Source organism: Marivita sp. (genome assembly GCF_048006345.1).
Taxonomy (GTDB): domain Bacteria; phylum Pseudomonadota; class Alphaproteobacteria; order Rhodobacterales; family Rhodobacteraceae; genus Marivita.
The window spans coordinates 2,315,403-2,328,435 of record NZ_CP180351.1; the positions used below are offsets into that span (position 1 = coordinate 2,315,403).

The 13,033-nt window shown below is 58.7% G+C and carries 14 protein-coding genes; 6 read left to right on the plus strand and 8 right to left on the minus strand.

Features of this window, described 5'->3' with window-relative positions; genetic code table 11:
• Position 1 precedes the first annotated feature (1 nt).
• From tssE to ACMVPR_RS11405, 7 genes are all read right to left on the minus strand, one after another.
• The gene (gene tssE, locus ACMVPR_RS11375; RefSeq protein WP_416882974.1) at positions 2-499 is read right to left on the minus strand and encodes a type VI secretion system baseplate subunit TssE; all 498 of its coding nucleotides are present in this window, start codon (positions 497-499) and stop codon (positions 2-4) included.
• The gene (locus ACMVPR_RS11380) at positions 492-1,325 is read right to left on the minus strand and encodes a type VI secretion system accessory protein TagJ (RefSeq protein WP_416882975.1); all 834 of its coding nucleotides are present in this window, start codon (positions 1,323-1,325) and stop codon (positions 492-494) included. The genes tssE and ACMVPR_RS11380 overlap by 8 nt, the downstream gene beginning before the upstream one ends.
• 62 nt (positions 1,326-1,387) lie before the next feature.
• A complete protein-coding gene (locus ACMVPR_RS11385) occupies positions 1,388-1,885 on the minus strand; it encodes an Hcp family type VI secretion system effector (RefSeq protein WP_416882976.1) in 498 nt (165 codons plus the stop codon).
• An 86-nt stretch (positions 1,886-1,971) separates the two neighbouring features.
• Positions 1,972-3,465, minus strand: a complete 1,494-nt coding sequence (gene tssC / locus ACMVPR_RS11390; protein ID WP_416882977.1) for a type VI secretion system contractile sheath large subunit — start codon at positions 3,463-3,465, stop codon at positions 1,972-1,974.
• Positions 3,466-3,468: 3 nt separating this feature from the next.
• Positions 3,469-3,990, minus strand: a complete 522-nt coding sequence (gene tssB / locus ACMVPR_RS11395) for a type VI secretion system contractile sheath small subunit (protein WP_416882978.1) — start codon at positions 3,988-3,990, stop codon at positions 3,469-3,471.
• Positions 3,991-4,065: 75 nt separating this feature from the next.
• A complete protein-coding gene (gene tssA, locus ACMVPR_RS11400; protein ID WP_416884649.1) occupies positions 4,066-5,118 on the minus strand; it encodes a type VI secretion system protein TssA in 1,053 nt (350 codons plus the stop codon).
• Between the two features lie 230 nt (positions 5,119-5,348).
• Positions 5,349-6,473, minus strand: coding sequence for an SAM-dependent methyltransferase (locus ACMVPR_RS11405; protein WP_416882979.1), 1,125 nt, complete (start codon positions 6,471-6,473; stop codon positions 5,349-5,351).
• Between the two features lie 370 nt (positions 6,474-6,843).
• Between ACMVPR_RS11405 and ACMVPR_RS11410 the strand changes: the two genes are divergently transcribed.
• The 6 genes from ACMVPR_RS11410 (at position 6,844) to ACMVPR_RS11435 (ending at position 11,228) form a co-directional block, all read left to right on the plus strand.
• On the plus strand, positions 6,844-7,266 hold the full coding sequence (locus ACMVPR_RS11410; protein WP_416882980.1) for a hypothetical protein: 423 nt from the start codon (positions 6,844-6,846) through the stop codon (positions 7,264-7,266).
• Between the two features lies 1 nt (position 7,267).
• A complete protein-coding gene (locus ACMVPR_RS11415; protein ID WP_416882981.1) occupies positions 7,268-7,891 on the plus strand; it encodes a MotA/TolQ/ExbB proton channel family protein in 624 nt (207 codons plus the stop codon).
• A gap of 8 nt (positions 7,892-7,899) precedes the next feature.
• Positions 7,900-8,340 carry an ExbD/TolR family protein gene (locus ACMVPR_RS11420; RefSeq protein ID WP_416882982.1) on the plus strand — a complete coding sequence of 147 codons (441 nt, stop codon included), beginning with the start codon at positions 7,900-7,902 and terminating at the stop codon, positions 8,338-8,340.
• Complete coding sequence (locus ACMVPR_RS11425) at positions 8,337-8,753, plus strand: ExbD/TolR family protein (RefSeq protein WP_416882983.1); 417 nt, start codon at positions 8,337-8,339, stop codon at positions 8,751-8,753. Before ACMVPR_RS11420 ends, ACMVPR_RS11425 begins: the two co-directional genes overlap by 4 nt.
• Complete coding sequence (locus ACMVPR_RS11430; RefSeq protein ID WP_416882984.1) at positions 8,750-10,357, plus strand: DUF4384 domain-containing protein; 1,608 nt, start codon at positions 8,750-8,752, stop codon at positions 10,355-10,357. Before ACMVPR_RS11425 ends, ACMVPR_RS11430 begins: the two co-directional genes overlap by 4 nt.
• Before the next feature lie 160 nt (positions 10,358-10,517).
• Positions 10,518-11,228, plus strand: coding sequence for a hypothetical protein (locus ACMVPR_RS11435; RefSeq protein ID WP_416882985.1), 711 nt, complete (start codon positions 10,518-10,520; stop codon positions 11,226-11,228).
• A gap of 3 nt (positions 11,229-11,231) precedes the next feature.
• Here the strand turns inward: ACMVPR_RS11435 and ACMVPR_RS11440 are convergent, their stop codons facing one another.
• Positions 11,232-12,737 (minus strand): caspase family protein, encoded by a 1,506-nt coding sequence (locus ACMVPR_RS11440; protein ID WP_416882986.1) that lies wholly within the window; start codon positions 12,735-12,737, stop codon positions 11,232-11,234.
• Between the last annotated feature and the right edge of the window lie 296 nt (positions 12,738-13,033).

Sequence of the window (13,033 nt, forward strand, 5' to 3'; positions counted from 1 at the left end):
ATCAACCCCCGTGCTCGAGCGTGATATGCCCGGTTGTGGTGTCGAATTGACTGCGCAGATACAGCTCGGCGGGAACCGGCTCGGCCCACATATCGGCGATGATGTCGAACACGATCACCGACTCGCGGTTGTCATCCTGCGCGCGGCTGACCACGCTCAGCGTGCCATCTATCAGACGCGGCTCGAACAATTCGACGGCCTTGCGGATCGAATCCCGCACCGCGACGGCGCGTTTCTTGTTGGCGAAATCCCCTGTGGAATCCGGCACGCCGTAATTGACCACGGAGCGCACGACATTCGGATAGCGCTCTGCGTCCAGCTCAGTATCCAAATTGCCGGTGTTCAGAAGCCAGGCAAGATCGCGTTGGATGATCTCGCGCAGTTTGCGAATGTCGATCACACGATCAGCTGAGGTTTCCGATGTCTTTTCCGGGTTTTCATCGGTGAGGCGGTCAAGGATGGACGGCTGCAGCCGTTCTGTCAGTGTGCGGTCAGCCATCAACCCCGACCTCGCCTTCGGTATCGGCCGACACCGGGGCAAACTGGAAATTGCGCGTGTCCATCAAAGACACTTCGCTCGCATCCGTTGCCAGCAGACGTTGCCCCAATCCGGCAAAGGTGTCGCTGCCAAGGTCTTCCCATTCGGTGACGCGTGACAGTTTCATGCTGTCATTGCCCCGTTCTGCGGTGCCCGCGTAGCGCGTCGGGATCAACCCGACGAGTTCGCCACCGTTCTTCAGTGTCAGGCTGGCGGCTGTCCAGACCGTGTCCCGCAAATCCTGCGGCGGGTCGATCCGGAGGCTCGACAACACGTTGAACGGCATCCAGAAATATTTGCCATTGATGATGATTTCGAGAACCGGACCAAGCCGCATATCGGCATCGGCGATCCATTCGAAATCCTGTTCGTCCAGACTGCCCGAAGTGGTTGGAGCCTTATCGAACGCCTGTTCACGCAAATCGGCTGCGCGCTCGGGCTTGCCTTGCGCCAGCGCCTTGAGCCCTTGCGCCAGAAGCGCGACCCAATCCTGAGGTTCGCCAAAGATCAACGGGTCCTTGGTCCCCGTAAAGACCTTTTCGCGGAACACTTCGCAGATGATCGCTTCACGGTAGGTCTGCGCCATCGGCAAGGCCGATGCATCAAGCTGCGCCGACAGTTTCAGTTGCGCCACGGCGCGTTTCCAGTCGCCGATCACGCATAGCAATTGAAACAGAAAAATCCTCAGTTTTGCATCGTCCGGTTTTGCCCGAACGGCATCTTGCAAGCTCGCCAGTGCACCGGACAGATCGCCGGCCTTCAAAAGTTCTGTAGCTGTGTTCTGCACCAGCGAGCCCCCAAGATTTAGACGCGACATCAGTGTCACGCGTCAAGCGTGACAGAATGAGATCACCCCTGTTCGTTCTTGCCGATGTTCCACTTGAACTCTTTTGGAGTATCGCCGGAACCATCGTCTTTCTGCTTGGTGTAGGTCCACTTCACCTCTTCAAAGTTCAAAGAGATGTTCTCGGTCAGTCGGTCCTCGCCTCCAGACCCGCCGGTGCTTACAGATGTGACCAGCACCTTCTTCATGTCGAACTTGATGTATTCCAGAGGCTTCTTGCCCGCCTTGCGAACATAAAGGTGTGCGGAATCAAAGTGATCGCCATTCGCGCACATCAGCATCAGGGTTGGGGACGATTCATCCACCCATTTGGTGATGCTCGCGTCCTGGAACGATGCCTTGCCAGAGCCACCACCGCCACCAACATGGAACGAGCCCGACTGGCTCATGCCCCACGACCAAGCCAGCACGTCGATACCGCCTTGCGAAGCATAAACGGCATCCTTTGTCTCACCCTTGGCGCCGCCACCGCCCTTGAGCAAGAGGAACATATCAACAGCCATCGTATATCTCCTTTCTTAAGATATGCGGATCACCCGCGTTTTTACTAAGTTTGTGCCGCAGCGATCGCCCGCTGCGGCCAATGGATTTATTGCTTTTCTGAAGGCAGTTTCGAAACAAGCCGCAGCGAAACAGACAGGCCTTCAAGCTGGTAATGCGGCCGCAGGAAAAATTGGGACTTGTAGTAGCCGGGGTTTTCCGGATCGGCCTGAACCTGAACCTCGGCCGCAGCCAGCGGCTTTTCCGCCTTGGTCCGTTCGCTGGACGTTTCTGGAGAGCCGTCGACGTATTGCTTGATCCAGTCGTTCAGCCAGCGCTCCATGTCGGACCGTTCCTTGAACGACCCGATCTTGTCCCGCACCATGCACTTGAGGTAGTGGGCAAACCGGCAGGTGGCGAACAGATATGGCAGACGCGCACCAAGATTGGCGTTGGCTGTCGCATCGGGGTCCTCGTACACCGCCGGTTTATGCAGCGATTGCGCACCGATGAACGACGCCTGATCGGTGTTCTTGCGATGCAAGAGAGGCATCAGTCCGGCCTTTGCCAGTTCCGCCTCGCGGCGATCGCCGATGGTCACTTCGGTGGGACACTTCATGTCAACGCCACCATCATCGGTCGGGAAGGTGTGCGTCGGCAAACCCTCAATCGTGCCACCGGATTCAACGCCACGGATCCGGCTGCACCAACCGTATTCCTTGAACGAGCGGTTGATGTTGAACGCCATCCCGTAGGCTGCGTTCACCCAGGCGAACTTGCTGGAGTCGCCGTCGCCGGTGTCTTCCTCAAAGGCGAATTCCTCGACCGGGTTTGACTTTGCACCATAGGGCTGGCGCCCCAGGAATTTCGGCATGGCAAGGCCGATATACTTGCTGTCCTCGCTGTCCCGCAGGCTGCGCCATCCGGCATATTCCGGCGTCTGGAAGATCTTGGTCAGATCGCGCGGGTTTGCCAGTTCGCTCCAGCTTTCGAAGTTCATCAGCGAGGGAGCCGCCGCTGCAAGGAAAGGCGCGTGTGCGGCGGCACCGATCTTCGCCATTTCACCCAGCAGTTCGACATCTGGCGGGGTGTGGTCGAAGTAGTAGTCGCCGACGAGGCAGCCATAAGGTTCGCCACCGATCTGGTCGTATTCTTCGCCGTAGAGCTTCTTGAAGATCGGCGACTGGTCCCAGGCGGTGCCTTTGAACTTGCGCACCGTCTTGTGCAGGTCCTTCTTGGAGATGTTCAGAACGCGGATCTTGAGCATCTCGTCGGTTTCGGTGTTGTTCACCAGGAAATGCAGACCACGCCACGCGCTTTCGAGTTGCTGATATTCCTCGTGGTGGATGATCTGGTTGATCTGCTCACTCAGCTTGCGGTCGATTTCAGCGACCATTGCTTCCAGAGACAGCAGAACGTCTTCGGAAATCAGGTTCGAATTCGCCAGCGCCTGTTGCGCCAGTGTCTGTACCGCTGTTTCGACTGCGGTCTTGGCCGAGTCGGTGCGCGGTTTGAATTCCTTTTGCAGAAGACTTGCAAAGTCGGATTCAGCGGTCTCGGTTGCGCCGCCGCTGACCTGTGCTTCGGTTGCTTGTTCAGCCATCTTTTATCCCTCGTCCTTGGCAGCATCGTCCCCGTCACTGGGTGCGGCCTGCGCCGCAAGCGACTTGAGAAGTGCCGGATCATTCATTGTCTTGGCGATCAGTTCTTCAGCGCCAGGCTTGCCATCCATGTAGGTCATCAGGTTGGAGAGCTCGTTGCGCGCCTCCATCAGCTTGCGCAGCGGTTCGACCTGCTTGGCAATCGCGCCCGGAGAAAAATCGTCCATGCTTTCGAAGGTCACATCCACGGAAAGATTGCCCTCACCGGTCAGAGTGTTCGGCACCGAGAACGCGACGCGGGGTTTCATCGCCTTCATGCGGTCGTCGAAATTGTCGACGTCGATTTCAAGGAACTTGCGATCGGCAATATTGGGCTGTTCAACCTCGGACTTGCCCGCAAGATCAGACATGACCCCCATGACAAACGGCAACTGCACTTTTTTCTGCGAGCCGTAGAGTTCGACATCGTATTCGATCTGAACCCTCGGCGCGCGATTACGCGCAATGAACTTCTGTGAACTGGACATAATTTTCCCCATCTGTTGTTTGCGTTTTTTGATCTTCAGGCCACAAATGCGCCCGGTCCGTTCCACGCAGCGATTTTACCAGGCGCTGGAACCGCTTTCCGCCGCTTCCGTGACAGTGTTTTCTGAGTCGGCAACTCCTCCAATAAGCCGAACATTTGCAGCACCTTCCGGCGCCAAATCGTTAATGATTTCCATGAATTCCGCGCCAACCAATCGTTTTGCGCGCTTCAAAAGAATGGGCAACGGGCTCGAAGGCTCGTGCCGGGAATAATAATCCATAATCCGATCAAGGGCGGCCGTGACATCCGAGCGCGACTCGATCGACCCGGGCACCCCGCCACCACGGGCCACCGGACGCGCCGCGCCACCGGTATCCGCAGGTTCATCAACCGCATCCGGGATGGGTTCGGCGGATTTCACATATTTCGACAACAGCTTGATAATCTTGTTCAGCAGCTTCTGGAGCTCTTCCAGCGACGGGCCATAGCCGGGCGTTTTCGCCAAGAACACCGCGTCAATGGCGTTCACGTCATCCAACGCCGTTTTGGCCGCGTTGTAAAAAGCCTCGATCTCTTCATCAGCGGTGTCCGTAAAGGCGGCTTCGATCTCGCTGGACGATTTCGGAGTTTCGTCATCCGAAGGCGTGACATCGCCATTCAGAATTTCGAAATCCCGCAGCGTGACGCGGCCCATCACACGGCTGTTGGTCATATACGCTGCCGTCCGCAGCCCCCGAAGGACTGTTGTCCGCCCGGCAAGCCCTGTGACCGCGTTGATCCGCATCATCGGATCGTTGTCGTCTTCTTCGTCAAGCTGCGGATGACAGGTGTCCCAATATTCTTCGAGACATCCACGGATATACGTTGTGATCTCGGCAAATCCGGTCAGACCTTTGAGCCTTAGCTCGCTGTCCGCAAGGTAGACGGCGGCGCGGATATCGTGGCTCCGCTCAAGGATCACGCGCGCCTTGCTTGCGAGGTCTTTGTAGTCGGGGTCGCTACCCTCTACGATCTCGGAACCGGCCTGCCTTTCTTCTTCTGGCTGGGCCGCAAGTTCCATTGCGATGAAATCCGGATCGTACTCCAAATTCTCGCCACTGGGCGCATCTTCACCATGTGATTTGAGCATATCGGACAACTGAGCAGCCTTCACCAAGTGCAATTAAAAAAACAATAAAAAGACGTTACGTGCATCTAAACTGACTAAAGGTTATCAAGTCTCTGTGAAAAATCCAGCATAAGTAGTGACCCAAGGTAAATTTCTTTGTCATCGACAAGATCGGCTCTATGTCCGTGGGGTCGGTTGAACGGCGCGCCACAAACCGCAGCACAAGACACCCGCGGCAAGCCCTGATTGTGTCAGACAGGCTGAACATACCTTTTCACGTCATATCCTGATTGGCGCGATGCCTCGAGCAAGGGTGTCCAGATCGTCGGCACGCGCTCTTCCTCAGAATGAACCACGGCAACGCCCGTCTGTTCAGCCATGCGCCGCCACCGGTCCGCCTCTTTCTGGGGGGTCTTGGCCATGTACACGTGTCCTGCAACCCGCCCACAGCCTAAATCCGCGTGGCGCGCCCCGAACCCGACATATGGCGCGACCAGGATCGTCCCCTCAGACACCTGATCCACGATCTGCCGCTCCATTTCGATGATTTTCTCCTGATCGCGGATCGGTCTGTAGAAATAGATGACGTCATAGTCGCCGTAGCCATCAAAGGTCAGGGCATCTGCGTGAAACGCGTTGGACGCCGATGCGCCCGCGCTTTCGAGAAGCGCCTGCGCGATATCGACATAGGACTGCTGAAAATCCAGCCCGTCCGCTTCTTTGAAATAGCGGAGCGCCGACAGCACCTTCAGCCCGCCACCGCAGCCAACGTCGAGAAATCGCATACTCGCGGTCTGCCCTTTCGCCAACAACAGGCGATACGCCGCGTGAAGATGCCGATGGAACTCGCTGTTGGGCAGGGCAATATCCGGGAACCCCCCCTGCTCGCGGGCTTCCTCTGTCTGTTTGACGGTATTGAGAATGGCGTGGACCCAATCGAAGACATCATCGCTTGCCGAAATCTGCGACCGGGTGGTCTCGGACTGACGGTTATCATAAAGCGGAACCCGTTTCCGGCTTTGCGTGACCTGGGTGCGAACGAGGTCTCGCATCATGTTCCATTGATTCAATTCCACCCGGAACAGGTTGGTCCTTGCGCTGACCACACCCCAAGCGCGCCGAATATCAAGCACGTCCGACTGAGTCGCAGCGGCAGCTTCTTCGGCAACCCGTGCGGTGTTGTTTCGCAACAGGATGGTTGAATACTCCCTGACGGACATGTCGATCTGGGCGCAAAGCGCCTCGACCTTTCTGGCATTCATCTTGTTGCGAAGGGTCATTTCAGCAGCCAGTGCCACAACGTTCTGTCGTAAGGATTCACGGAATCTCTGCAGTTCCGCATTCACGTCCTGAGGGTTCTTGACTGTGTCGAGCATTCTGTTCCCCATAAAATGTATTCGTCTAAAAAAATTGGACTTTGCAAAAAGACCGGCTGAGGGCCGACCCCGACGTGTCACGGATCCATCATCCTTGCTCAAAGCGAGTCTGACAAATGTTTTTCCGACTGTCCCTTCGCAGAAGCGGTCGAGACATGTTCCAAAGACGGTGACACCCCCAAAGCGCAGGCTTGACCGAAACACCGACTTGGCGTTTGCTTGCGATTACAGAACCAAGACGTCGGGCAGGTGACACGCGCACCAAACGACGAAAAACAAATTTTAAATCAATGTTTTAAGTCAGATCACTGACAAAAAACAAACAGCAAGAGACACCTGGAATGAACAGGTCACATCTCGGGAGGTCACTGTGAACAAAACTCCAACCTGGTTATCTGCCTTGGCTCTGAGCCTGACGGCCTCGGTCGCTTCGGCGCAATCGGGGGCGCTGTCGGTCGAACTGAACAAATTCGAACCGGGAGACCCAAGCGGCTGCCAAGCCTATTTCCTGTTTCGCAATGACACCGGAAAAAGCTTCGAGGGGTTCGAGATGAGCCTCGCCATCCTTGACAGCAATGGGGTGATCGACCGCCTGTTGTCGATTGATGCCGCCCCCCTGCCCGTGCAGCGCACCACGCTCAAGCTTTTTGCCATCCCCGAGATCGGCTGCGGCGACATCTCGGAGATCGTTCTGCACGATATGCCGGTCTGCAAGCCGCAGAACGAGGAGAACACGGATTGTTTTGAATTCCTCGAACTGGGCAGCAAGACCGACGCCGCTCTGGTGAAGTGACGTGTTGGACGCATTTGCGAATATCGGAACCGGCGGGCCGATCATTCTGTTGCTGGCCGTCATGTCGGTCTTTTCGCTGGCCCTGATCGTCTTCAAGATCGTGCAGCTCTTGCCGGTCACCAAGGGCGCGGCCAACCGCGACGCAGCGCTTGCCAGCTTTGAAGCGGGCAACAGCGAGGATGCACGGCGCAAGGCGGAAGGCGGCTCTGCCCCTGCAGACCGCGTACTGGCCTTTGCCATCAAGGCGCTCGGCGACGGACGGTCCGGCAGCCCCCTGATGACGGAACTCGTGCGGCGCGGAAACGAGGAGCTCACCCGCATGACCAGCCACATCCGGCTGTTGGAACTGATCGCGATGATTTCGCCCCTGCTGGGCTTGCTGGGCACCGTGCTCGGGATGATCCAGTCTTTCCAGGAACTTGAAATGGCCGAAGGTGCCGCCAATGCGTCGGTCCTTGCCGGCGGGATCTGGCAGGCTTTGTTGACAACGGCCGCCGGCCTTCTGGTGGCGATCCCCGCAGCGGTGGGCGCATCGCTTTTGTCAGGTCGCGCGGAACGCGGCGCGCAGCTCATCGAAGGGGCCATTTCGCAACTCATGCTGATCGCGGATCAGCCCACCAAATAGGGGCGGCCATGCAAGACCCCGGCACATTCAGTCTCGCCCGGCACAGACCGCCCAAGGCATTAATCTCGCTTGTGCCGATGATCGACGTGATGCTGATCCTGCTGGTCTTCTTCATGGTCACCTCGACCTATCTCAACCTTGACATGATCCCAGCCGTGAAGCGTGCCGACGATCCAAGCCAAGCGGCCCCACAGTCGACGGAAGGGGCGGGCACGACGTTGATGATCCGCATCGGCGCGGACGGAATTCCCACCCTGCGCGGTGTCGGCATGGAAACACCCGCGCTTGAGGCGTTGTTCATCGACCGTCTTCAGTCCTCATCCGCGCTGCGCGTTCTGGTCCTGCCCTCGGGCGCTGCCAACATGCAGGCGCTCGTGTCTGTATTGGACGCGGCCACACGTGCAGGCGTAACCAATCTTCGGGTGGTCCGGCTTGAGGTGGCGGAATGAAACTGTCGCGCCCGGTCACCAAGCAACCGCCCGAGACCATAGTTGCCCTGATCGACGTGGTCTTTTTCCTGCTCGTCTTCTTCATGCTGATCGGGCGGATGGATGCGACCGCTCCCTTCGATGTCAGCCCACCCACGGCTGCGACCGGGGCCGACATGCCGTCGGGCGGGATCACGGTCTCAGTTTCGGCAGAGGGAGATCTGGCCGTTGACGGGATCGCTGTCGATGACATCGCACTGGACAGCCGCGTTGAAGAGCGTCTGGCGGGAACATCCGAAACGCTCGTGCGGATCAATGCCCACCGGGACACCGAACTGCGCCATGTTCTGCCCCTCGTGACACGACTCGAGGCCCTTGGTGCGCGGGATGTGGTGCTGGTCGTAACACCAGAATCCGCGCCGCCGGTCCGATGATGCGGACAGCGCTGATCTGGACACTGGCACTTGGCGTATCGGTCGCCGCACATGGCGCGGGGGCATATGCGGTCTACCTCGCCACCCGTCCCGGCGACATTCCGGAACAGCCCATTCCCGAAACACAGCTTGAACTGGCGGCCTATCAGGTCCAGCGCAGCACCGCCCGGGAAACCACGCCGGACTCGGATCAGGCGCTTGCGGGTGACACAAGCGGCGCAGCACTGGGTCAGGGGCAGATCGCCACCTCCCGCGCCACGGCGATCGAGGCGGACGCGACCGAGACCGCAGCGCTGGCCACGCAGGGTGACAGGCTTGCGGCAGAAGCACCCGAGGGATCGCAGGCCGCAATCGTGGACAATACCGCGCAAAGTATTTCCCCCGTAGCCGCGCCGCAAACCAATGCCGCCCCGGCAGTCCCCACAACGGAGGTCGCCACTCCCGCGACCCTTGCGGCGCAAAACCTCGAGGCGGTTTCTCTCCCTGCTGACGCGACTTCGACCGCAGCAGTGCTTCCAGTCACGGATCTCGACAGCGCCCAAGTGGTTTCAGTTACCCCAGCAACTCCCGCCGCCCTGCCCCTGTCGACCACCGCGGCAGTATTGGCTGAACCTGCTGTGTTCCGCCCTGAACAAACGGCGCTTACCGCACCCGTGGCGCAATCGTTGAGCGCGCAGAACGAAACCGCCCAAGAGGCAGCGCCGAAACTCATAACCGTGGCGCAGAGACCGATGGACCGGGAAACGGCAGCGCCCGTTGCGCCCAAGGCAGATCGGGCCAAGGCGGCGCTTGCGTTCGCGGGAACTGGCGACGGAACGGTTGATCCGGTGTCGCTCTCGGCTTTTCAGAGCTTCATGGAACCCGGCGACCTGAGCGGTGCGGCGGCAGAGGTGCGTGACGGCATTTCCGGAATCCTGAGCGCCGTTCCCTGCTCGCGCCTTCAGGTCGAATTCGATCCAACGGACAACACACTTGTGGTGGCGGGCCATGTGCCCGAACCCGAGCTTCGGTCGAGCGTCGTGGCCGCGATGCAGGCGCAAATGGGGACGGATATCCCTGTCCGCGATAACCTGCTGATCCTGCCCCGCCCGCAATGCGGGGCACTGTCCGGAATCGCCAGCGTGGGTCTGCCGCAATCGACAGACCAGATCACCAACCCGCTTCTTGTTGGCGAAAGTACGCACGCGCGGGAATTCCGATACGCAGCGGGAAATCCGCTTGTGATGACCCTGCAAGGCGCGGATTACGACGCATTTGTGTATGTCGATTACTTCGACGCCGACGGCAACGTGTTGCACCTGATGCCCAACCAATTCACCCCTCTTGTGCAGACACCCGCTGAAGCCGCACTGCAGATCGGCGCTGATGGCCCTCTCGCTGCCGGAGAACCGGGTCTCTATATCGAAATCGGACCTCCGTTCGGTCAGGAAATTGCGGTGGCCTTTGCATCGTCAGTTCCGCTCTACGATGATGTTCGCCCCCTTGTAGAACCCGCGGCCCCCTACCTGGAATGGCTCCGTACAAAGGTGAGCGAGGCGCGCGCACGCGACCCGAATTTCAAAGGGGAATGGGTTTATTTCTTCGTGACCACGGCCGCGGAATGATCGCGCATCCTGCACGGGCTTTGACGCCAAACTTGCTTTGCGATCGCTCCCGTCTTACCCTTGGGTCAAGTACTGTGCCGGGCGAAACAGCCAAGAGCCATTGGTGGCGAGCCTGACCTTTTTTCTTTAATTCACATGTTTCAGCCGGAAAGCCAAAACCATGATTTCAAAGACATCCACCACGCGGATTTTCGGACTTCCCGCGCTTATCGGGATGCTGGCGAGCCCGATGCAGGCCTCCACGCCCGATCCGCTTCGCGCCACGCCAGACACGGGCATCGTCCTGCGCAGCGTGGAGCTGCTTTTTCCGCAGTACGCTCAGGTCGGCGGCGATAACATTGGCGGCAGTTCGGAGAACGAGTTATCCACCAACGACAGAGTGCGGGTGACCCCGACTGGCCCGGCTGTAGAGGCCACAACGGCGCAGACGAATATCATTCTCGCTCGAATGGATGAAGCCGAGCAGATCTGTGAATTCATGGGCGACGAATACCGTCCGGCCTGTTTTGCCGCAACCTACAGGCAACTGGCCGAGGAGATTCCGGCGAACGGTGATTACGAGGAAGCGCGCGAAGTGCTGCTGGATACGGCACGCAAGCTCGACAATCTTGTCCGAGCCAATGTCGACCGCCAGAAACCGGCACTTTCAGCACGGGTACGGCGCGAGGGAGGTGCCTCTGTGCCAACACCCCCGATGCGTGCCGTTCAAGAGTCCCGCGTCGCAGAAGTGACCCGTCAGGCGGCCAACATCCTCGAAGAGGCAGAGACCGTTCTGCTGCGGTCTGCAAGCTCCGATGCAACGCGGGCGATTCACTACCAGCGCATCGCGGCGGCTGTTGGTTCAAACAAGGTTCTTCTGCGGTCGAGCTAACCTCTATTCCAGACCATACGCGGCCCGGATTCCCCGCTTGGTTCCGGGTCCGATATCTCCGTCGATGGTCCCATCGTAGAAGTTGAACGCCTGCAACTGTGCCTGCAATTCGCGGCGCGTTTCCTCGGCGAACATGGTGGGGCGCTCAAGCAGAAGGTTCAGCACGTCCTGGCTGCCGCTCCGCAACGCCGCATAGAGATACTGCGCAGCATCCTTCGGACCCTTGTCCGGGATAAGCCCGTCGTCGATCAGCGCGGCAAAATTGAACTGCGCTTCGGGATGACGCAGATCGGCAGCACGCTCGAACAGCTCCAGTGCTTTCGCCGGGTTGGGCCGCAGTCCCAGCCCACCCTGATAATGCAGGAAGCCTAGGTCGTTGATCGCATCGGCAAACCCCTGATCGGCGGCAGCCTGATAGAGTTCGAGCGCCCGTGCTTCGTCGACGTCAACGCCGATGCCCTGCTCATAAAGCTTGGCCAATTCCATCTGCGCCTCGGGGGAACCGCGTTCCACGGCGCGCTCAAGAAAGCTGACCGCCTCTGCCGGGTCAAACCGGCTGTCCTCGGGATTCAGGCGAATATAGGCCAGACCAAGCATCGACCGGGTGTCGCCCAAATTGGCCAAGGCCAGCAGCTGGGATTCCTGATCCGGACGCAGCTTCGACCATGATTTCGCGGGTTCGGCTTCGGCGACCTCTGCCGTGCCTTCAGGCCCGCCGGTAAGATAGAACGGCTGGCCGGTCAGAGATCCGTAGGTGTACGGCTCCTGCAGGTTTTGGGTTTCCGCCAGCACCGCATCACGCACCTGCCGGAACATCAGGCTGATCTCCAGACCGGGCTTCGACATCTTTTCCATCAACGCCCGCGCATAGGGGCTGTTGCCTTGGGTTCCATCCAAAGCCACCTGCCCATCCTTTGCGGCAAATGCCACCAGAGTGCCGCGATCCGGGTTCGCAGGTGCAAGACCGCCGACGCCGCGTGTTGCCTGATCCGTCGATTGAAGCGCCGATTGCACAACTGCATTGGTGTCGATGCTTCCCCCCAGCGGGTTGTCCCGACAACTGTCGAGAATGACGATTCTCATGACACGGGCCTTTTCCACCACGGCCAGCATCTCTTTGAGAGAAACCGACTGGTTCTGAACATCGATGTTGGATTGCGGTCTCGCGTCGATCGGGATCAGGAAGTTCTCGCCCTGCACCTCGATTCCGTGTCCGGCAAAATAGATCAGTGCAAGGTCAGCCGTTTCGGACCGGAAGGAAAAATCCTTCATGATCGTACGCAGTTCCGAAAGGCTCGCATCCACGACGCGGGTTACGTCGAATCCGATCTCGGTCAATGTGTCTGCAAGCGCTTCCGCGTCGTTGCGTGTATTGGTCAAAGGCGAGATCGCCTCGTAATCCGCCATGCCGATCACCAGCGCCACACGGTCCGGGCTGGCCCACGCAAGGGTCACCGAAGACCATAGCAAAACGGCGGGAAGGACGAACAGTCGGATGATGCGGCTCATGACTTGGATCCTATCACATGTTTGGCAATACACGCCCCTACCATACGGCGGGATCGCCTCGAATTCACTCACTTCTTTGCGAAATCCACCAAGCGGCAAGACTCTTGCTATCGTGCTGACGCGATCCTTGACTTAAGGACAGATTAACCGTCTGATTGGGGTGTCTGGGCCGGGAAACTCCGGGCATTGCTCCAAGTCGGCGATGCCGAAAATTCGAATTGTTAAGTCTTTAAAACGTCAGTCACCATGAACGCCGTCTCGCGCCCAAAATTTCAGTCGGCTTCAAACGAAGCCCA